Consider the following 20,609-nt stretch of genomic DNA (forward strand, 5'->3'; position numbering starts at 1 on the left):
ACGGCGTCTCGGTGCACCCGGGCAACTGACCGCCGGACGCACGAAGGCCGCGCCGACCAGGAGGTCGACGCGGCCCTCGTCACGGAGCCGGGCGGCTCAGCGCCTGACGGTCAGGGCGTGCGACGTGGCGGTCGGCAGGTACCCGCCGTCGCCGTTGTAGCTGGCGAGCACGACGGTCGAGTGCTGCACCGCCGGGAGGGTCACCTTGGCGACCCCGTTGGTGAGGGGCACCGTGGCCACCCGCTGGAGGCCCAGGGAGACGGACACCGAACCGGTGGGCGCGGGTGCACCCTTCGGGCCGGTGACCGAGACGGTCACCACGGGCTTGGCGCCCTTGGAGACGGTCCATGAGGTCGCCGTGAGCGACGCCTTGGCCTTCACCTTGGTCACGCTGAACCACCGCTGCGCCTGCGACCCGGACACGTCCGCGTTGCCGGTGTAGACGGCGGTCAGGTGGTGGTTCCCGGACCGGAGCGTGCCGGGGATCACCACGTCGGCGACACCCCGCAGACCGGTGACCGTGACCGTGCCGGTGGCGATCGTCACCCCACGGTCCTTGATCTCGACCGTGCCCGTCGGCGGTGCGGTCGCACCCTTGACCACGATCGCTGCCTTCGTCGACTGCCCGTACGGGGCGGAGGTCCGGGACAGGATGAAGGTGGTCGTCGAGGTCGACTTGGCGATCTCGACCGGGACGGCCTCCGACGTGGACGGCGCGAACAGGCTCGCGTCCGCCGGGGCGAAGCTCGCGGTCAGCGAGTGCGCTCCGGCGCCGAGCGTGACCTTCACGCTCGCCGTGCCGTCGGTGACCGCGGACGAGCCGACCGGGGTCTGTCCGTCGAGGAACGTGACGGTGCCCTCGGCCTCCGTCGGCGCGACGGTGGCCGTGAGCGTGAGCTCCGAGCCGACCGTCTTGTTGCCCGTGACCGCCAGGGTGGTGGTCGTCGGCGTCGCCGGCTCCCCGGTGGCCACCTGTACGACCGTGAACACGCCGGTGTCGCCGTAGCTCACCAGACCGAGGTAGGTCGTCTGCGGCGTGAGGTCGGCCCACGACGCGGTGTAGGTGACCGGGACGCCCTGCACGCCGGGCAGCACCGCCGGGTCGAGCGCCAGCGGCGCCCCACCCTCGACCACCGAGGTGACGGTGGTGTCCCAGGTGACGCCGTTCGGCGCGCTGTACACGTCCACGAGGACCGCGTACGTGCCCGCGTCGGGCTGCACCAGGTTGACCCGCTCGTCGGCCGACCCGGACGCCGACTGCCAGCCCGCGACGGGGTTGCCGTCGGCGTCGAGCAGGTAGACGACCAGGTCGAGGTCGGCTGTGTCGTCGAGCGCGTCGAGGTTGAACCGCGCGTACTGCGCACCCTCGGGGACGTCGACGAGGTACTCCGCGAAGTCGCCCGTCGAGCCAGACCCGCTGTGCTCGGTCTCGGTCCCGGTCGGGTCGGCGAGGAGCTCACCGGCGGACAGGCCGGTGGTCGCCAGCGGGATGTCCCCGTCGCCACCGGGGGTCACCTCGACGGCGACGGACCCGGTGACTCCCGTCCCGGCGACCGACGCCGGGGCGACGATCGTGACGGGCTGCACGGCGATCGGGCTGCGGACGGCCGTGTCGCCGGACGTCCAGGTGAGCGAGCCGGTCGAGAACTCGTCGAGAGGTGCGTCCGTCCGGCTGAACGTCACCGAGTAGGTCTTCGACTCGCCGGCGGCCCCGAACACCAGGGTGGCCGGCTCGACGACCGTGGTGATGCCGGCGAGCCCCTGCACCGAGGAGGTGAAGGTGCCGGCCTGCGTCGCGGTGACCGTGCGGGTGATCGTCTCCGGCGCGGTGAGGCTGCCGATGCCGATCGAGGCGATGTTCAGGTCGCTCGGGTCGATCGCCTCGACCGGGACGTCGTAGCCGACGCCGCCCAGGTACGCGTACCAGTCGGTCAGGCCGTTGAGGTAGAGCAGACCCGGCTCGAAGAACTTCGTCGGGTCGACGTGGCCGGCGCCCTGGGCGAACGGGTCGGTGGCGGGGTCGCCCGCGTCGTCGACGGTGTCGTACGCGGTCGTCATCATCGCGGACTTGATCTCGGCGGGCGTCGCGTTGGGACGCTCCCCGAGGTAGAGCGCCGCGATGCCGGCGATGTGCGGCGACGCCATGGAGGTGCCGCTGAGGAACTCGTACGTGGGCTCGGCGCCCTCGGCGTTCGCCGCAGCCGCCAGGATCGACACGCCAGGTGCGGCGATGTCGGGCTTGATGATGTCGCTGCCGCCCGCGAGCACGGGGCCGCGCGAGGAGAAGCCGGCGACCTGCGGGACCGGCGGGGTGGTGCCCAGCTCGTTGCCCGTGGTGAACGTGGCCGTCGCACCGGGGGTGGCCGCGTAGGCGACGACCTCGTCGTGGACCAGGTGGCTGAGGTGGACGGTCGGGACCGCGTGGAAGTCGGTGTCGATGGAGCCCGGCGTGACGTTCACCAGCACCATGCCGATGCCGCCGACCCGTGCCACCTCGGCCGACTTGTCCGTGCGGGCGTACGTGCCGCGCTCGCAGACGATGATCGTGCCCGGCGCGACGAGCGCGGGATCGAGCGAACCCGGGGCGCACAGTGCCGCACCGGTCCCACCCGTGAGGGCGACGGCGGTGGAGTTCACCAGCGCACCGGTGAGCGGCTCCGCGGCCGGGTCCATGTCGACCGTGATCGACGCACCGGCGAAGGCCTGGCCGTCACCGAACGTGACCGTGGCCTCGTAGCTGGGGATCGTCGTGGCGGCCACCGAGGTGTACCAGGGGGACGCGTGGTCCGTGGTCGAGGCACCGGGGCCGTCGTTGCCGGCGGAGACCGCGACGAACACGCCGGCCGCTGCTGCGCCGAGGAACGCCTGGTCCTCGGGAGCGGCGACGCTCGTGGCGGCACCGCCGCCGATCGAGAAGTTGATGACGTCGACGCCGTCCGCGACGGCCTGGTCGATGGCGGACAGGATGTCGGTCGTCGTGCAGCCGTCGTCCGTGGTCACCACCGGGTCGGGGCCGGACCAGCAGACCTTGTAGGCCGCGATGCGGGCCGCGGGGGCGACGCCGGAGATGGTGCCGAAGTCGATGCCGCCGATGGCCGCCGGGGTGCCGACGTTGCCCGCGGCCGTGCTCGCGGTGTGCGACCCGTGCGAGTCGCCGTCACGCGGGGAGATGTACTCACCCGTGGACGCGTCGCCGAGGTTCTCGGCGCCGAACCCGTCGAGGTAGTAGCGCGCGCCGACGACCTTGGTCGAGCAGTCGTCCGCGGTGAACTGCTCGCCGGTCTCGCAGACGCCCCGGAAGACGTTCCCGTCGCCCTTCAGGTACGTGATAGCGGTGCCGTCGAGGTAGGGCTCGGCGCCGGGCGTGGTGCCCAGCGCGTCCCCCGCGAACGCGGGGTTCTCCGGCGCGATGCCGGTGTCCAGGACGCCGACGACGACGCCGGCACCGGCCTCGTCGGCCCCGCCCACGGCCTCCCAGACGCCGCCCGGGCCCTCGAGGCCCAGGAAGGACGTCGACGGCTCCGCGGTGATGTGGCGGAGCTCGTCGGGGACCACGGAGACCACGTCGTGGTCGGCCAGGAGGTCGGCCGCCTGGCGGGCGGTGAGGTCCGCCGAGAAGCCGTTGAGGGCCAGCGTGTAGGACACGTCGATGGAGACGCCGGCGGCCTCGGCCACCGACTCCTGCTTCTCCGTGAGGTGCTCCCGGTAGCTCTTCACCGGCGCCTTGCGCGCGTTGAGCTGGTCGCCCTCGTCGGGCGTGGTGGCCGCGAAGCCGCTCACGCCGCCGTCGTAGGTGGCGACCGCGTCGTCGGCGAGCGTGACGATGTACCGGCCGGGCTTGAGCTCGGTCTGACCCGAGGGCTTCGTGATCTGGAAGCCCGTCCCTGTCGGCGGGGGAGCCGCCGACGCGCCTCCGGCGCCGAGTAACGCGGTGCTGACCGCGACTGACAGGGCGGTGACGGCGGCGAGGACGGGTCGACGTGGCATGTGCGCATCCCTGGCTTCGAGGAGGATCGACGTGCGTGCGCCCACGACGTGACGGTAGTCACACGGTGGCGCACGCCCGGTGCACGTTACTGGCAGGTACGGCATTCGTCACCTTCAGGCGGAATGATCGTTTCCTGTTCGTGACCTGTGGCCTCAGCGGAGGGGCACGAAGACGAACGACCCGTGCGTCGTGATCTCCGTCCGACCCTCCCGCCGCTCCACCAGGTGCATCGTCGAGCGCACCGGGATCACCATGCGCGCGTCCTCGCCCAGCTGGTCCACCAGGGCGGCGGGCATGCGCCTCGGTGCCGCCGACACGAGGATCCGGTCCCACCCGCCGTCGACCGGCCGGCCGAGGGCCCCCGGGGTCGCCCGATCGATGCGCGCCCACGGCAGACCGCACGCGTCGAGGTTGGCCGCACCCCACACGGCCAGCTCGGGGTCCAGCTCCAGCCCGAGCACGACGCCCCCCGGTCCGACGAGCCGGGCGAGCAGCGCGGTCGTCCAGCCGGAGCCGGACCCGACGTCGAGCACGCGCGCACCGACGGGCACCTGCAGGAGGCGGAGCATGAACGACACGGTGCTCGGCTGCGAGCTGGTCTGCCCGTGCCACAGCGGCAGCGGGTGGTCCTCCGCCGCGCGGGCACGCTGCTGCGCCGGCAGGAACCGCTCGCGCGCGAGCTCGCGCATCGCGTCGGCCACGTCGGCGGCGCGCGTCGGGTCGGCCTGCTCACCCATGAGGTGAGCCTACGATCGGGCGTTCCGCCATGGACGCCGTGAGGAGGCACCATGCACTACGACGTCGTGGTCGTCGGCTCCGGCTTCGGCGGGTCCGTGGCGGCCCTGCGGCTCGTCGAGAAGGGCTACCGCGTCCTGGTGCTCGAGGCCGGGCGACGCTTCACCGACGAGACCCTGCCGCGCACGTCGTGGGACGTCAGCCGCTTCCTCTGGGCGCCCCGGCTCGGCTGGCTCGGCATCCAGCGCATCCACGTGCTGCCCGACGTGGTGGTGCTCGCCGGCGCGGGCGTCGGCGGCGGCTCGCTCGTCTACGCCAACACCCTCTACCGGCCCACGTCCGACGCGTTCTTCGCGGACCCGCAGTGGGCGGACATCACCGACTGGCGCGCCGAGCTGGCGCCGTACTACGACCAGGCGAGCCGCATGCTCGGGGTCGTCGACAACCCCACCTGCACCCCGTCCGACGAGATCGTGCGCAAGGCCGCGATCGACCTGGGCGTCGGCGACTCGTTCCGGCTGGCCCCGGTGGGCGTGGTGTTCGGCGTCCCGGGCGCGCGGGTGCCGGACCCGTTCTTCGGGGGTGCCGGACCGGAGCGGCGCGGCTGCCTGGAGTGCGGCGAGTGCATGACCGGCTGCCGGCACGGTGCCAAGAACACGCTGCCCACCAACTACCTGTACCTGGCCGAGCGGGCGGGCGCGCGGGTGGTCGCGGAGACGACAGTGACGTCCGTGCGCCCCGGCGGTCAGGGCTGGGAGGTCCGGACCGAGCGCACCGGTCGCCGCGGGCCCGGGCGCACCGTGACCGCCGACCAGGTGGTCGTCGCGGCCGGGACGTGGGGCACCCAGCAGCTCCTGCACCGGATGAAGGCGGACGGCACCCTGCCGCGGCTGTCGGACCGCTTGGGCGCGCTGACCCGCACCAACAGCGAGTCGCTCGGCGGCGCGGCGACGCGCTGGCGCGGGTGGCGACGCCGGCCGGACCTGACCCGCGGCGTCGCGATCACGTCCTCGGTCCACCTGGACGACCACACCCACCTGGAGCCGGTCCGCTACGGCCGCGGGTCCAACCTCATGGGCCTGCTCAGCACGGTCCTCACCGACGGCGGCGGGCGCGTGCCCCGACCGGTGCGCTGGCTGGGCAACGTGCTGCGGCACCCCGGACAGGTGGCGTCGCTGCTGCTGGGCCTGGGCAGCTGGTCGCAGCGGACGGTCATCGGGCTCGTCATGCAGACCGGCGGCGCGTCGATCACCGTGCGACCCCGGCGCACCTGGCGGGGGACCACCCGGCTCACGTCGACCCCGGGGGAGGGCGAGCCCAACCCCACCTGGATCCCGGCCGCCAACGCGGCCTACCGGCGGATGGCCGCGCACCTGGGCGGCTTCGCCGCGAGCAGCCTGGGCGAGGTGGCCGACGTGCCCATGACGGCGCACTTCCTCGGCGGGTGCCCCATCGGCCGGTCGGCGGACGACGGGGTGGTCGACGCCTATCACCGGGTGTTCGGGTACCCGGGCCTGCACGTGGTGGACGGCTCGACGGTCTCCGCGAACCTCGGTGTCAACCCGTCGCTCACCATCACCGCGCAGGCGGAGCGGGCGTTCTCGCTGTGGCCCAACGTGGGGGAGCCCGATCCGCGGCCCGCGCCCGGGGAGCCGTACGAGCGGCTGCGACCGGTCCGACCGGTGCGTCCGGCGGTGCCGGCGTCGGCCCCGGGTGCGCTGCGCCTGACCGTGCTCTAGACGGACTCGCGCGCCGGGACCACGGGGATCATCCCCGTGCGCGGCACGTCCGCCGCCGACGGGGGCGGGACGAACTTCGGCTTGCGACCCGGACGGCCGCGTTCGCGACGCATCTCGATGCCCTCGAGCGTCGTCGCGCGCCACACCGCGCCGCCGTTCAGTCGCCCGTCGGGCTGCGGCAGCCACGGCACCTTGCGAGACAGCCAGACGCGGATGGTGGCGTGCTCGACCCCCAGCCGGTCGGCCAGCCGGGCGATGTCGTAGAGGTCGTCGAGGCCGTGCGGCACGGGGGGCGCGGCGGTCGGGGTGGGGGGTGGTTCGGGGAGCACGGCGAAAGCGTAGCGGCCCGTCCCTATGAATTGTGTGACGGAGACGTGACGAGATCCACACGAGATCTCCCCCGCCCTGAGGCCTCAAGTGTCAGGAGCGACCGTCCGAAGAACTTAACGTGTTACGCGTGAGTAACAAGATTCCGTTCCGAGGTCGGCCAGCGGGTGGCCGGCACGCTGTGGCGCGCCCTGCGCCGACGCGTGCCCTCGCCCACCCCGCCCGCCTCGCCCAGGGTGCCGTGGTCGCGGCGCTCGCCGTGAGCATGTGCGCGATGGTCGCTGTGTCGGCGAATGCCCGTGACGGTGGGAGCGCGTTCATAGGCGCCGCTCCGGCCCCCCGGTCGACCGCCCAGGTCGAGCAGGCGCGGGCAGGTGCGGTCGAGGTCGCCTCCGACGCCATCGTGTTCGCCCAGTCCGTCAAGGCGGAGGCGACGCAGGTCGCGATCGACGCCGCCCAGCTCGAGGCCCTGGAGGTCGCGACCGCCCACCTCGACGAGGTGCTCGCCGTCGCGACCGCCGACGTCGACCGTGGCGCAGCCACCTCCCGCACCGCCGACCGCGACGAGGTCGCTGGCATGGAGGGCACCGCCGGGGCCGCGGCCGAGCCGACCGCCGCCGCGACCAGCACCCCGGCCCCGCAGACGGAGACCGACCCCGCGACGGTGTTCGAGCAGACGCCGGCCGCCGTGCCGACCGTCGCGCCGAAGACCGGTGCGGAGGACTCCACGACCGCCGAGCTGCGGGAGGCCGTCGCCGCGGTCGCGACCGCCACGGCCGCCGTGAAGCAGAGCGCCGAGGCGAAGAAGGCCGCCGACGCCGCCGCTGCCGCGGCCTCCGCGCAGGCCGCCGCCGACGCCGCTGCCGCCGCGCAGGCCGCCGCCGAGGCGGAGGCAGCCCGACGCGCCTCGTGGAAGCAGTCGCTGCTCGGCTACGCCAACGGCAAGATTCCCGACTCCGCCCTCTGCGGCGTCAGCTTCGACTCGTCCGTGCGCCTGCGCTGCGACGCCGCCGAGCAGCTGGACATCCTCAACGCCGCCTACCGGGCCAAGTTCGGGACCAACCTCTCGATCAGTGACTCCTACCGCTCGTACGCGGGCCAGGTGATGTGCCAGCGCACCAAGGGCTACCTGTGCGCGACGCCCGGCACGTCCAACCACGGCAGCGGCGTGGCGGTCGACTTCGGTGGCGGCATCGAGACGTTCGGCACCAAGCAGTACCGCTGGATGACCGCCAACGCCCCGGCGCTGAACTGGACGCACCCGTCCTGGGCCGAGAGCGGCGGCAGCAAGCCCGAGGCGTGGCACTGGGAGTACACGGACTGATCGTTCGTGGTGGTCCGTCCGACCCGGACGCGCCACCGCGGCCCTACGATCGGGCGCATGAGCACCTCGGCCGAGCCGGGGCGGACCTGGCCCTTGGTGGGCCGGGCCGCCGAGCTCGACGACCTCGACGACCTGCTGTCGACGGCCGCCGACGGGGTGGGCGTGACGGTGCTGCTCGAGGGTGAGGCCGGCGTCGGCAAGACGAGCCTGGTCGACGCCCTGCGCGGCTCGGCGAGGCTGCTCGACGTCGAGCTGCGCACCGCCCGCGCCACCGAGATGCGCGCCTGGCCGTTCGCCCTGCTCTCCGACGCCCTGCTGGTGCGGTCCGGCCGGTCCAGCCGCGGTCCCGTGGAGGCGGAGCTGACCGACCTGCTCGACGCGATCTATGCCGACCCCGTCCGCTCCGTCGCCCGGTACGACCGCGCCGCCGAGCTGTTCGCCGCCCTCCTGCGCCGCCGCGGTGACAGCCGACCGTGGGCCCTGGTGCTCGAGGACGTGCACGAGGCCGACGCCCCCTCGCTCGAGGTCCTCCTCCAGCTGGCGCACGAGGGTGCGGTGCCGCGGGCGCTGGTGGTGCTCACCATGCGTCCGGTCCCGTACCGGCCCGAGCTCGCCGAGGTCGTCGCCGCGTGGACGCGGGCGGGCGCCCGGTACCTGGAGCTGCGGCCGCTGAACGCGCGCGCCACCGTGGAGCTGGCCGAGAACCTCGTCGGCACCCCGGTGGGTCCGGCGCTGCGCGGGACGCTCGCGACGACGGGCGGCAACCCCCGGCTGGTCGCGGACGTGGTGCGCACGGCTCGGGCGGCCGGCGCGCTGGTCACCACGGACGGCGTCCTCGACTCGACGGGCGTCCGCTGGCTGACGCCGCTGGACGAGGTGGTCCGGCGGCGCGTCGAGTACCTGGGGCCTGAGGTGCTGGCCCTGCTGGGTCAGGCGTCGGTGCTGGGCTCGTCGTTCGTGATCGCCGACCTGGCCTCCCTGGCCGGCGACCCGGTCGGCGACTGCTGGCGCACGCTGCGGCACGGGCTGGCCGCCGGCGTGGTCCGCGCTCGCGGCGACCGGCTGGTGTTCGGACACGACCTGGTGCGGGGGGCGCTGTACAACGGGCTCGAGCCCGACCAGCGCCGCGCTCTGCACGCACGGGCCGCCTGGGCGCTGCGGCAGGCCGGTGCGCCCGCACAGATCGTCACCGCGCACCTCGAGCGCGCGCGCTGACGCGTCCGGCTGCCTAGCGTGGGGGTGCGGGCAGCTGCCCGCTCCACCAACCCGAGGAGCACCATGTCCACGCGCACCGCTCGCACCGCCTGGAACGGGACCCTGATGGAGGGGGGCGGCCAGGTCGAGCTCACGAGCTCAGGCGCCGGCACGTTCGACGTCTCGTTCCCGAAGCGGACGGCCGACGAGGCGGGCGGCACGACGAGCCCCGAGGAGCTCATCGCCGCCGCTCACACCTCCTGCTACGCCATGCAGCTGTCCGGCGTGATCGCCGCGGCCGGCGGCACCCCCGTCGCGCTCGAGGTCTCCGCCGACGTCACGCTGCGTCCCGACCCCGCCGGCGGCCTGCACATCACGACGATCGCCCTGACGGTCCGCGGCGAGGTCGAAGGGCTGGACGAGGCCGGCTTCCTCGCTGCTGCGGAGAACGCCAAGGCCACGTGCCCGGTGAGCAAGGCCCTGACCGGCACGGAGATCACCCTGAACGCGTCGCTGGCCTGACAAACCCTCCCGCAGCGTCCGCACTCGATCGGGTTCCCACCCCCACGAGTGCGGACGCTGCGTCGTCCTTGGTCGGTGCGTCCGCACTCCGGCGGGTTCCGGGCCACCGGAGTGCGGACGTCGTCGGGTTCCACCCCTCGGTGACGTGTGCGGGGGAGACGGTCGCCGGTGCGAGACTGCCCCCGTGGTGGCCGTGACGCAGACCGTGGCAGGTGACGTGGGGAGCGCCGACGTGGTGCAGGCCCTGCGGGCCGCGCTGCGCGGGGAGGTCGACGACAGCACCCGCCGCCGCGCCGAGTACTCCACCGACGCGTCGAACTACCGCGTGGTCCCCCAGGTCGTCGCGTTCCCGCAGGACACCGACGACGTGCTCGCTGCCCTGTCGGTGGTGCGGGACCTCGGCGTCCCGCTGACCGCCCGCGGCGGAGGCACCTCGGTGGCCGGGAACGCGGTCGGCACCGGGGTGGTGCTCGACTTCTCGCGGCACGTCAACCGGATCCTCGAGGTCGACCCGGAGGCGCAGACCGCCCGCGTCGAGCCCGGCGTCATCATGGCCGCCCTCCAGAAGGCCGCGGCCCCGCACGGTCTGCGCTTCGGGCCGGACCCGTCCACGCAGGCACGCGCGACGCTCGGCGGGATGATCGGCAACAACGCCTGCGGCCCCCGCGCGGTGGCGTACGGGCGGACCGCGGACAACGTGCTCGCGCTCGACGTGGTGGACGGCACCGGGCGACGGTTCGAGGCACGGTCGGGAGCGGGCGCGCTCGACGTCGTACCGGGTCTCGACGCCCTCGTCCGCGGCAACCTGGACGTCCTCCGGACCGAGCTGGGCCGATTCGGCCGGCAGGTCTCCGGCTACTCGCTCGAGCACCTGCTGCCCGAGAAGGGCACCGACCTGGCCAAGGCGCTGGTCGGCACCGAGGGGACGGTCGCCACGCTGCTCGGCGCGACCGTGCGCCTGGTGCCGGTCGCGGCCGCCCCGGTGCTCGTCGTGCTCGGCTACCCGGACATGCCCACGGCCGCGGACGCCGTCCCCGCGCTGCTCGCGCACGCGCCGCTGGCCATCGAGGGCATGGACTCCCGGCTGGTCGACGTGGTGCGCCGGGTCCGTGGTGCGTCGGCCGTCCCCCCGCTGCCGGCCGGTGGGGGATGGCTCATGGTCGAGGTGGGCGGTTCGGACCTCGCCGAAGCTCTGCAGCGGGCGCACGCGCTGGCGAGCGACGCGGGCACCGACGCCGTCGGCCTCTTCCCGCCCGGACCCGAGGCCGCCGCGATGTGGCGCATCCGTGAGGACGGTGCCGGCCTGGGTGGTCGTACGCCCTCCGGCGCGCAGGCGTGGCCGGGGTTCGAGGACTCGGCCGTGCCGCCGGAACGGCTCGGTGCGTACCTGCGCGAGCTCGAGGCGCTCATGGCGGCGCACGCCGTGGACGGTCTGGCGTACGGGCACTTCGGCGACGGCTGCGTGCACCTGCGGCTCGACATCCCGCTCGAGCGGTCGGGCAACCCGCTGCGCGCGTTCATGACGGACGCGGCGGCGCTCGTCGCGTCGCACGGCGGCTCGCTGTCCGGGGAGCACGGCGACGGCCGCGCCCGCTCGGAGCTGCTGCCGGTGATGTACTCCGCGCAGGCGATCGACCTGTTCGGCGCCTTCAAGGACCTGCTCGACCCGCGCGACCTGCTCAACCCTGGGGTGCTGGTCCGGCCGAGCCCGCTCGACGCCGACCTGCGCCGCCCCTGGGCGCGCCCGCTGCTGGCCGACGGTCACGGCTTCTCGTTCGCGCACGACGCGGGGGACCTGACCACCGCGCTGCACCGCTGCGTCGGCGTCGGCAAGTGCCGCGCGGACAGCACCGCGACCGGCGGCTTCATGTGCCCCTCCTACCTGGCGACGCGGGACGAGAAGGACTCGACCCGCGGCCGCGCCCGCGTCCTGCAGGAGATGGCCAACGGCACGCTGGTCGGCGGTGGCTGGTCGTCGCCCGAGGTGCACGAGTCGCTCGACCTCTGCCTGTCCTGCAAGGCGTGCTCGTCGGACTGTCCTGCGGGCGTCGACATGGCGCAGTACAAGTCCGAGGTGCTGAACCGTACGTACCGCGGCCGGCTGCGCCCGGCGTCGCACTACGCCCTCGGCTGGCTGCCCCGCTGGGCGCGGCTGATCACCGGTGTCCCGGGGCTGTCCGCGCTGACCAACCGGGTCCTCGGCATCCGCCCGGTCGCGCGAGCGGTGCTGGCCGGCGGCGGCATGGACACCCGGCGGCAGATGGTCACGTTCGCCCGCCGGCCGTTCCGCGTGTGGGTGCGCGGCGAGGGCCGCGACGCGGTGACCCTCACCCGCAACGTCCGAGGACGGTTGCGCCAGGACGACCAGAGGCTCGGACGTCCTGCGAAGCGCGAGTTCCTCGGGCGTCCGGGCAAGGGGACCCAGCACGGCGGCGCCACGGGGGGACGCAGGCCGCAGGTCGTGCTCTGGACGGACTCGTTCTCCGACACGCTCGCGCCGTCCGTCGCGCAGGCCGCGGTGGCGGTGCTCGTCGACGCGGGGTACGAGGTGCTGGTCCCGCAGGACAACGCGTGCTGCGGCCTCACCTGGATCAGCACCGGGCAGCTGGACGGGGCGAAGAAGCAGCTGACCCACCTGCTCGGCGTGCTCGGTCCGTTCGCCGTCAACGGCATCCCGATCGTCGGCCTCGAGCCGTCATGCACCGCGGTCCTGCGCTCCGACCTGCGCGACCTGCTCCCCGACGACCCGCGCGCGGTCGCGGTGGCCCGCGAGTCCCGCACGCTGGCGGAGCTGCTCACCGCGCCCGCCCCCATCGGTCCCGGTGACCGCTGGCGGGTGCCGGACCTGTCGGACGTCACCGCCGTCGTGCAGCCGCACTGCCACCACCACTCGGTGATGACGTGGACGCCCGACCGCCGCCTGCTCACCGACGCGGGCGCGCAGTTCTCGGCGCTCGCCGGGTGCTGCGGGCTGGCCGGCAACTTCGGCATGGAGAAGGGGCACTACGACGTGTCGGTCGCGGTGGCGGAGAACGCGCTGCTCCCGGCCCTGCGCGACGCCGCTCCCGGGGACGTGTTCCTGGCCGACGGGTTCTCGTGCCGCACGCAGGCGGACCACCTGGCGGGGGTGCAGGGCGTGCACCTGGCCGAGCTGCTGGCCGCGCACCTGCCGGCGCGGCACGGCGCCGACACGTCCGCCTAGGCTGGCCGCATGCTCGTCGCCTTCTCCGTCGCCCCGCTCGGTGCGGGCGAGTCCGTGACCGCCGCCGTCGCCGATGCCTGCGCATCGTCCGCGAGTCCGGGCTACCCAACCGCACCGACGCCATGTTCACCACGCTCGAGGGCGACTGGGACGAGGTGATGGACGTCGTCAAGCGCGCCACCGAGGCGGTCGGCCGGCACGGCCACCGCGTGAGCCTGGTGCTCAAGGCGGACATCCGCCCGGGGCGCGACGGGGAGCTCACCGGCAAGGTCGAGCGGGTCGAGGCCGCGCTCACCAACGGGTGACGAAAGCGGCCGACCGGACGATCCGGACGGCGGAAACTGGACGCATCCGGGTGATGTGACCGATCTCCGAGCGGCACGTCCGACGGACGGGCTGACGTGCCAAGCGCGCTGTGGGACAGTGTGGTCGCGAGCGTGCCGGTCGGGGCGCGCGGGGCGCACGACGGGACGCGGAAGGCCAGACAGATGCCCATCTTCGAGCTCGACGAGGGCCGACCGCGCCTAGTCCAGCCGATGCAGCCCCTGACCGGATCCTTCGCGCAGGAGTGCGCCTCGCTCCTCACGCACCACCTCGCCGCCATCGCCGGTGAGCCCCTGTTCGCGGTCCGTTCCCGCACGGGTGCCCCCGACCACGCGGACCTGCCGGAGCTGCTGGCCCTGGACTCCACCGGCCGTCCGGTCGTCGTCGACGTGGTGCAGGTGGTCGACGACGACGCCGTCATCTCCGCCCTCCGGCACGCGGGTGCAGCTGCGCGCATGACCACCACCGACCTCGCGCGGGCCTACCACCCGGACCCGAGCCGGTTCGCGGTCGACTTCGCGGCGTTCCGGGAGCAGGCGGCGTTCGGCGCCCAGACGAGCCGGCGCGAGGGCGTCCGGCTGGTCCTGCTGTGCTCCGAGGTGGCCGCGGAGGCCGGTGACACGCTCGGCTTCCTGCGCGGCCCCGGCCGCCACGTGGACGTGCTCCAGGTGGGCGTCGTGCGCGGGGTCGACGACCGCCGCCTGCTCGACGTCTCCCCGCTGGCCACGCACGAGGGCGCCCGGCGATCCGTGGAGCCCACGGCCCTGCGCCTCGTGCGGTCCAGCGAGGGCTTCACCGCGGGTGCGTACGAGCCCTACGTCCCGACGGTCGGCCCGGTGCGCACGCCCGCGACGGGGGAGCTGCGTGCGGTCACCCCGCCGCCCGCCACCCCGGCGCCGCCGGCTCCGACCCCGCTGCGGGTTCCGCCGCCCGAGCCGGCACCGCGGCCCGCCACGGAGCAGAAGCCCCGACCGACCGTGCACGAGGCGCCGACCACGCTGACGCCGGTGGTGGGCCTGCGGTCCGCCGCCGACCACGTGGTGCCGCGCACCCCGCCGCGCGACCGGACCGACGAGGTGGCCGGTCCGCGACCGTTCGTGCCGGTGTCGGCGCCGCTGCCCATCTCGTCGAGCTTCCCGTCGACCCCGGCCACACCGGCGGTCCCGACCATCCCGATGCCCCCACGGCCGTCGATTCCCGCGCAGCCTGCGCCGCCTGCTCCGCCGGCACCGACCGAGGAGATCGCCCCGGTCCGGGACCCGATCCTCGACGACGACCTCAGGGCGCTGCCCGAGCTGGCCACGCTGGCGAAGAGCCGCCGCGCGATCACGACGCTCGTGTGGGTCCGGGCGCGCCGCGGTCAGCGGCTGGTCGCCATGCTCCGCACCGACGGGCTCATCGAGCTGCCGACGGGCGAGCTGCACGCGGATCCGGACAAGGCGGCGTCGGCGGCGGTCGCCGCGGAGAACCTGGTCGACGGCTGGCGGGCGTGGCGGCTGGGCGAGGGCGGTCCGACGCTCGCCGAGGCCACCGGCATCCTGCGTCCGTGAGACCCGGTCAGCTCCACCCGTAGGCGGCGGACCACCGGTCGATCTCCGCGTACAAGCGCCTGCGCACAGGCTCCGGCGAGAGCGTGAGGTCGTGCAGACCGTCCCGGACCCGCACCACGGTCACGTGCGTCCCCAGCTGCACCGCGCGGCGCACCACCAGCTCGACGTCGAGCACCACGTCGGCGTGGCGCATCTCCTCGTTCCACCGCGGGTTGATGACGGTCCGGCTGGACGCGAGGACGAGGATCGGCTGCTCGACGGTCAGGCCGCGGGCCACCCGCGCGTGCCCGGCCATGATCGCCTGGAGCCAGCCGGCGCGGACCGGGAACGACGGCGTCGGCCGCCACACCGTGTCGTACGTCCACTCGCCGCCGCTCGCGCTGCTCAGGGTCCGCGCGTAGTAGCCGGGGTCGATGTTGGGCAGGGGCGCCTTCGGCTGGAACCGCGCGATGCGCGCGATCGCGGGGGTGCTGACGTGCCGGAGCACCGACGACCCCTGCAGCTCCAGCCATGGGCTGTTGAGCACGAGCCCGCTGAGCTCGCCGGGGTGCCGGTGGGCCCACAGCGCCGCGATCAGCCCGCCGGTCGAGTGCCCCATCACCATCACGCGCGCCCGGGCGCCCAGGTCGGCGGTGATCACGGCCAGGGACGCCTCGAGCTCCTCGTCGTACGTCTCCAGGTCGTCGATGTACCCCGGCGTCTGTCCGGGACGCAGGCTGCGGCCGTACTTGCGCAGGTCGACGGCGTAGAAGGCTGCCCCGCGCGCGTGCCAGTACTGCGCGAGCTCGGTCTGGAAGAAGTAGTCGGACCAGCCGTGGACGTAGAGGATCGCCCGCGACGGACGCAGCGGCTCGGGCGCCGGCGGCGCGTAGCGGACCAGGCTGGCCACCACGTCGCCCTCGTCGTCGGGCCGCAGCGGCAGGGTCCGGACCTGGTAGTCAGGACCGAGGATGTCGTCGACCCACTCCCCTCCTGGGCTCATGGCTCGAGGACGATCTTCCCGAACTGGCTCCCGTCCACCAGGCGTCGGACGGCGTCCCGCGCGTCGGCCAGCGCGAACGTCGAGTCGACCAACGGGCGCACCCCCGTGCGGGCGAGGAACGCGAGCAGGTGCTGGAGGTCGTCGCGCGAGCCCATCGTCGCGCCGACCACGCTGATCTCCTGGAAGAAGATCCGGGTCAGCTCCGCCGGCTCCGCGTCCCCGCTGGTGGCCCCCGCGACGACGATGGTCCCGCCCGGCCGCACCGAGCGCACCGAGTGCGACCAGGTGGCCTTGCCGACGCTCTCCAGGACGATGTCCACCCGCGGCACCCGGGCGCCGGGCTCGACCGCGGCGGCGGCGCCGAGCGACAGGGCACGTGCGCGGCGGTCCTCGTCGCGACTCGTCACGATGACCTCCAGCCCGGCGGCGGCGCCGAGCAGGATCGCCGCCGAGGCCAGCCCGCCACCGGCGCCCTGCACCAGCACGCGCTGCCCGGGCGTCGCGCCCCCGGAGCGGAAGAGCATCCGGTACGCGGTGAGCCAGGCGGTCGGCAGGCACGCGGCCTCGACGAACGACAGCGCGGCCGGCTTGTCGACGAGGTTCCAGGTGGGCACCGCGACCTGCTCGGCGAGCGTGCCGGGGTAGCGCTCCGACAGCAGGCTGCGCGGCTCGTCGGCCCCCACGCCGTGCCCCGACGCCCCGCCGATCACGCCGTGCACGACGACCTCGCGCCTGTCGGCCGTGACCCCCGCGGCGTCGGTGCCCAGGATCATCGGCAGCTGCTCCGCGCGGATGCCGACCCCGCGCAGCGTCCACACGTCGTGGTGGTTGAGGGCGGCCGCGCGGACGTCGACCACCGACCAGTTCTCCCGAGCCTGCGGGGCCGGCTGCTCGCCCACCTCGAGGCCGCTCGCGGGGTCGTCGGACGAGAAGCGGGCGGCGTAGGCGGCGATCACGAGCCCAACGTATCCGCCTGCGCGGTCACGCTCGCGGTTACAGGATCGGCAGCATCCGGCCGAGGTCGGGCACCGCGTCGGAGGTGTAGCGCGGGTGCAGGGCGACGGCCAGCTCGTCCACGTCGTACGGGACGCGGCCGGCGGCGAGCCGGACCCACGTCCGGGCGTCGGCGATCTCCAGGCTCCACCCGCCGCGCGCGACGACGATCTCGAGCAGCTTGTCGGCGACGAGCCGCAGCGCGCCGGGGTCCACGGGGTCCGGGCTCTGCGGCACCGACCGCGCCAGGTCGTCGGCGTGCACCACGAGCTCGAGCACCCGCGAGACCGCCATCGTGCTGAGCAGCACCGGTCCCCGACGGGCCTGCACCACGCGGTCGTCCGGGCCGAGCGCGTCCAGCTGCGCGAACGCGGCCTCCGCCCGGCGGTCCACCTCGGCGAGCGGGTCGTGGGCGATCTCGACGGCCAGGGCGCGGGTGGTCTCGGCGATGTCGGCTGCCCGGCCCGCGTACGTGCCGACGTACTCGCCGAGCGTCAGCGGCACGGTGCCGTCCGGCACGGGGACGCAGACGGCCAGGGCCTCCATCGCGCGGCCCAGGTGCGCGACCAGCTCGGCGACCGTCCAGCCGTCCAGCACGGAGGGGGCGTCGGCCACGTCGTCGTCGACCACGTCGGTGACCCAGGACCGCAGCCGGTCCCACTGGGCGTGCAGGGCGGTGCGGGCGTCGTCGAGCTCTCCGGAGGGCATGGGGCCCATCGTGCCCGCTACCGCCGCTCGGCGGGCTGCTCCAGGAACTCCCGCACGTAGGCACCCACCAGGTCCTCCTCGATGAGGAAGCCGTCGTGCCCGTAGTCGGAGTGGATCGTGTGCAGCGAGGCGTCGGTGATGCCCGCCGCGATCCGCTCGGACTGCGCGGGCGGGAACAGCCGGTCGGAGTCGACCGCGATGACCAGCGACCGGGCGGTGATCGACCGGAGCGCCGCGCTGACCCCGCCCCGGTCGCGGCCGAGGTCGTGCGTGATCATCGTGCGCGTGAGCACCACGTAGGTGTTGGCGTCGAACCGCCGGCTGAGCTTGTCGCCGTGGTGGTCGAGGTAGGACTGCACCGCGAACCGGCCGCCTTCCAGCGGCTCCTCGCCGCCCTGCGGGATGCGCCCGAACCGGGTGTCCAGCTCGAGCGGGCTGCGGTAGGTCTGGTGCGCGATCTGCCGGGCCAGGCCGAGGCCCACGTGCGGCCCCTCACCGTCGGGGGCGTCGTAGTAGTCGCCGTCGCGGTAGTGCGGGTCCGCCCGGATCGCGGCCAGCTGCGTGTGGAAGCCGGCGATCTGGTCGCCGGACGTCTGCGCGGCCGTCGCGATCGCCGCGATGGCGTCGACGCGCTCGGGTGCGCTGGCCGCCCACTCCAGCACGCGCAGGCCGCCCAGCGACGCGCCGATGACGAGTGCCCACGAGTCGATGCCGAGCAGGTCGCTCAGCCGGACCTCCGCGGCCACCTGGTCGCGCACGGTCAGCAGCGGGAACCGGCTGCCCCACGGCTGGCCGTCGGGACCGGGGGAGGCCGGTCCGGTCGAGCCCTGGCAGCCGCCGAGCACGTTCGGTGCGACGACGAACCACCGGTCGGTGTCGATCGGCGCACCCGGACCCACCATCGACGACCACCAGCCGGGCGTCGGGTGCCCGTCGCCCGCGTCGCCGGTGACGTGCGAGTCGCCGGTGAGCGCGTGCAGGACGAGCACGGCATTGCTGCCGTCCTCGTTCAGCTCCCCCCACGTCTCGTACGCCAGCCGCACGGCCGGCAGCCGCCCGCCGGACTCGAGCTTGAGCGGGCCGAGGTCGGCGAACTGCCGACGCCCCACCGGGTCGCCGTCGTGCCACGCCGCGCTCGCGGGCACCGGGCCGCGGTCGGTCTGCGGGGCGCGCGAGCCCAGGGTGCGCGGTCGGGCGGGGGACAGAGTCAGGTCGGGCACGTGCTTCCCTTCGGGGTGCGTCGCCGGACCGCCGGTGCGCGTGCTGCGCTCCGGCGGTCTCGGCGGCGTCGTGCTCATGCTCGGTCAGACGCCCTTCGCGGCGCGGAAGCCCGCGTCCAGGTCCGCCAGGATGTCATCGATGTGCTCGATGCCGACCGCGAGGCGGACGAGCCCCGGCGTGACACCCGACAGCGCCTGCTCCTCGGGGGTCAGCTGGCTGTGCGTGGTCGACGCCGGGTGGATGACCAGGGAGCGCACGTCCCCGATGTTGGCCACGTTGGAGTGCAGCTCGAGCGCGGACACGAACGCCTGGCCGGCGTCGGTGCCGCCCTCGAGCTCGAACGCGAGCACCGCGCCCGCACCGCGCGGCGAGTACTTCAGCTGGGCCGCGTGCCACGGGCTCGACTCGAGACCGGCGTAGTGCACTGAGAGGACGTCGTCGCGCGCCTCGAGCCAGGCGGCCACCTTCTCGGCGTTCTGCACGTGCCGCTCGATCCGCAGCGACAGGGTCTCGATGCCCTGCGCGATGAGGAACGCGTTGAACGGGGAGATCGCCGGGCCGAGGTCGCGCAGCAGCTGCACGCGGGCCTTGAGGATGAACGCGAGGTTGACGCCGAACGCGCCACCGACGCCGAGGTCCCGCGCGAACACCAGGCCGTTGTAGGACGGGTCGGGGGTGTTGTAGTTGGGGAACCGCTCCGGGTGCTGCGCGAAGTCGAACGAGCCGCCGTCGACGATGACGCCACCGATGGCCGAGCCGTGGCCGCCCAGGTACTTGGTGGCCGAGTGGACGACGATGTCCGCGCCCCACTGGAGCGGGTTGATGAGGTACGGCGTCGCGACGGTGTTGTCGACGATCAGCGGGACGCCCGACTCGTGCGCGACGCCGGCGACGAGCTCGATGTCGAGGATGTCGGCCTTCGGGTTGGGGATGGTCTCCGCGAAGAACAGCTTGGTGTTCGGGCGGACCGCGTCCTTCCACGCCTGCGCGTCGTGGGGGTCGGTGACGAACGTCGTCTCGATGCCGAGCTTGGGCAGCGTGTAGTGCAGGAGGTTGTACGTGCCGCCGTAGAGCGACGGGCTGGCGACGATGTGGTCGCCGGCCTCGGCGATGTTGAGGATGGCCAGCGTCTCGGCCGCCTGGCCCGACGCGACGAGCAGCGCGCCGACGCCGCCCTCGAGAGACGCGATCCGGTTCTCGACGACCTCCTGCGTGGGGTTGTTGATGCGTGTGTAGATGGGGCCGAGCTCGGCGAGCGCGAACCGCTTGGCGGCCGTCTGAGCGTCCGGGAAGACGAACGAGGTCGTCTGGTAGATCGGCAGCGCGCGGGCGCCCGTCGTCGGGTCGGGCTCCTGGCCGGCGTGGATCTGGCGGGTCTCGAAGTTCCAGTTCTCGTTGCTCATGGTGCTGCGCTCCGTTGTCGATGGCTTGTCGAAGGGCTTGTCGATGGATCTGCTGTGGTGCACGGATCCGCGGAGGGCCTCGGGCAGCCGACATCCGTCCCGCGGAGGGGGGAGTGGCGCACGGATCGAGCCATGGCTCGGGCGGGGATCAGGACCGTCTGCTGGTGACGGTGACCTGCCCGCGGGCACAGCCGAGCGTGCGCTGGGTCAGCGACACATTCGGCGGGTCATGGGCCGAGGGTAGGCGGATCCGTCCGGTCGTTGGAACAGCCGTCTCAGGATGTGGATTCTGGGTCGGTCGCTACGGCGAACGGGTGATCTCGCACGGATCGCGTCCGGTTCGTCCCAAAGCACATGGATGTGACTCGTGGGACTGGTGTGACAGGTGTTCACTCCT

At 74.0% G+C, this 20,609-nt stretch carries 14 protein-coding genes and 1 pseudogene; 7 read left to right on the forward strand and 8 right to left on the reverse strand.

The genetic code is table 11. The features are described 5' to 3' along the window. Positions 1-96 precede the first annotated feature (96 nt). Together HP550_RS16345 and HP550_RS16350 are read right to left on the reverse strand one after the other, a co-directional pair. Complete coding sequence (locus tag HP550_RS16345; RefSeq protein WP_175348751.1) at positions 97-3,987, reverse strand: S8 family serine peptidase; 3,891 nt, start codon at positions 3,985-3,987, stop codon at positions 97-99. A 153-nt stretch (positions 3,988-4,140) separates the two neighbouring features. Continuing rightward, on the reverse strand, positions 4,141-4,725 hold the full coding sequence (locus tag HP550_RS16350; protein ID WP_175348752.1) for a protein-L-isoaspartate O-methyltransferase family protein: 585 nt from the start codon (positions 4,723-4,725) through the stop codon (positions 4,141-4,143). Between the two features lie 51 nt (positions 4,726-4,776). Here HP550_RS16350 and HP550_RS16355 point away from each other — a divergent pair, with 51 nt between their 5' ends. Beyond that, complete coding sequence (locus tag HP550_RS16355; RefSeq protein ID WP_175348753.1) at positions 4,777-6,462, forward strand: FAD-dependent oxidoreductase; 1,686 nt, start codon at positions 4,777-4,779, stop codon at positions 6,460-6,462. Here HP550_RS16355 and HP550_RS16360 read toward each other — a convergent pair. Beyond that, entirely contained in the window at positions 6,459-6,791 is a 333-nt protein-coding gene (locus tag HP550_RS16360; RefSeq protein ID WP_175348754.1) for a hypothetical protein, read from the reverse strand. The genes HP550_RS16355 and HP550_RS16360 overlap by 4 nt on opposite strands. A 986-nt stretch (positions 6,792-7,777) precedes the next feature. Between HP550_RS16360 and HP550_RS23225 the strand changes: the two genes are divergently transcribed. The 6 genes and pseudogenes from HP550_RS23225 to HP550_RS16390 all read left to right on the forward strand — a co-directional run bounded on the left by HP550_RS23225 (position 7,778) and on the right by HP550_RS16390 (position 14,905). After that, entirely contained in the window at positions 7,778-8,113 is a 336-nt protein-coding gene (locus HP550_RS23225; RefSeq protein ID WP_425484459.1) for a M15 family metallopeptidase, read from the forward strand. A 57-nt stretch (positions 8,114-8,170) separates the two neighbouring features. Next, on the forward strand, positions 8,171-9,328 hold the full coding sequence (locus HP550_RS16370; protein WP_175348756.1) for an AAA family ATPase: 1,158 nt from the start codon (positions 8,171-8,173) through the stop codon (positions 9,326-9,328). A gap of 63 nt (positions 9,329-9,391) precedes the next feature. After that, entirely contained in the window at positions 9,392-9,829 is a 438-nt protein-coding gene (locus HP550_RS16375) for an OsmC family peroxiredoxin (protein ID WP_175348757.1), read from the forward strand. A 184-nt stretch (positions 9,830-10,013) separates the two neighbouring features. Next, a complete protein-coding gene (locus tag HP550_RS16380; RefSeq protein WP_425484457.1) occupies positions 10,014-13,031 on the forward strand; it encodes an FAD-binding and (Fe-S)-binding domain-containing protein in 3,018 nt (1,005 codons plus the stop codon). Between the two features lie 9 nt (positions 13,032-13,040). Next, positions 13,041-13,336: pseudogene (locus tag HP550_RS16385) on the forward strand (MTH1187 family thiamine-binding protein). A gap of 183 nt (positions 13,337-13,519) precedes the next feature. Then, positions 13,520-14,905 (forward strand): hypothetical protein, encoded by a 1,386-nt coding sequence (locus tag HP550_RS16390; RefSeq protein ID WP_175348759.1) that lies wholly within the window; start codon positions 13,520-13,522, stop codon positions 14,903-14,905. A gap of 7 nt (positions 14,906-14,912) precedes the next feature. On the opposite strand, the gene HP550_RS16395 is transcribed toward HP550_RS16390, so the two are convergent. Genes HP550_RS16395 through HP550_RS16415 form a run of 5 tightly spaced genes read right to left on the reverse strand, consistent with a single transcriptional unit; the run spans position 14,913 to position 20,257 of the window. Further along, the gene (locus HP550_RS16395; protein ID WP_175348760.1) at positions 14,913-15,887 is read right to left on the reverse strand and encodes an alpha/beta hydrolase; all 975 of its coding nucleotides are present in this window, start codon (positions 15,885-15,887) and stop codon (positions 14,913-14,915) included. Further along, positions 15,884-16,843 (reverse strand): zinc-binding dehydrogenase, encoded by a 960-nt coding sequence (locus tag HP550_RS16400; RefSeq protein WP_175348761.1) that lies wholly within the window; start codon positions 16,841-16,843, stop codon positions 15,884-15,886. Before HP550_RS16400 ends, HP550_RS16395 begins: the two co-directional genes overlap by 4 nt. A gap of 37 nt (positions 16,844-16,880) precedes the next feature. After that, entirely contained in the window at positions 16,881-17,588 is a 708-nt protein-coding gene (locus tag HP550_RS16405) for a maleylpyruvate isomerase N-terminal domain-containing protein (protein ID WP_175348762.1), read from the reverse strand. 17 nt (positions 17,589-17,605) lie between these two features. Then, positions 17,606-18,886 carry a homoserine O-acetyltransferase MetX gene (gene metX / locus HP550_RS16410; protein WP_175348763.1) on the reverse strand — a complete coding sequence of 427 codons (1,281 nt, stop codon included), beginning with the start codon at positions 18,884-18,886 and terminating at the stop codon, positions 17,606-17,608. 6 nt (positions 18,887-18,892) lie between these two features. Beyond that, positions 18,893-20,257, reverse strand: a complete 1,365-nt coding sequence (locus HP550_RS16415; protein WP_343048236.1) for a bifunctional o-acetylhomoserine/o-acetylserine sulfhydrylase — start codon at positions 20,255-20,257, stop codon at positions 18,893-18,895. Positions 20,258-20,609: the final 352 nt, after the last annotated feature.

The organism is Cellulomonas humilata (assembly GCF_013359775.1).
GTDB classification, from domain to species: Bacteria; Actinomycetota; Actinomycetes; order Actinomycetales; family Cellulomonadaceae; genus Cellulomonas; species Cellulomonas humilata.

Excerpts from the sequence above, each read along its gene's own strand:
- HP550_RS16345 (WP_175348751.1), bottom strand. The coding sequence starts at position 3,987 with ATGCCACGTCGACCCGTCCTCGCCGCCGTCACCGCCCTGTCAGTCGCG.
- HP550_RS16350 (WP_175348752.1), bottom strand. The coding sequence starts at position 4,725 with ATGGGTGAGCAGGCCGACCCGACGCGCGCCGCCGACGTGGCCGACGCG.
- HP550_RS16355 (WP_175348753.1), top strand. The coding sequence starts at position 4,777 with ATGCACTACGACGTCGTGGTCGTCGGCTCCGGCTTCGGCGGGTCCGTG.
- HP550_RS16370 (WP_175348756.1), top strand. The coding sequence starts at position 8,171 with ATGAGCACCTCGGCCGAGCCGGGGCGGACCTGGCCCTTGGTGGGCCGG.
- HP550_RS16375 (WP_175348757.1), top strand. The coding sequence starts at position 9,392 with ATGTCCACGCGCACCGCTCGCACCGCCTGGAACGGGACCCTGATGGAG.
- HP550_RS16390 (WP_175348759.1), top strand. The coding sequence starts at position 13,520 with ATGCCCATCTTCGAGCTCGACGAGGGCCGACCGCGCCTAGTCCAGCCG.
- HP550_RS16395 (WP_175348760.1), bottom strand. The coding sequence starts at position 15,887 with ATGAGCCCAGGAGGGGAGTGGGTCGACGACATCCTCGGTCCTGACTAC.
- HP550_RS16405 (WP_175348762.1), bottom strand. The coding sequence starts at position 17,588 with ATGCCCTCCGGAGAGCTCGACGACGCCCGCACCGCCCTGCACGCCCAG.
- metX (WP_175348763.1), bottom strand. The coding sequence starts at position 18,886 with ATGAGCACGACGCCGCCGAGACCGCCGGAGCGCAGCACGCGCACCGGC.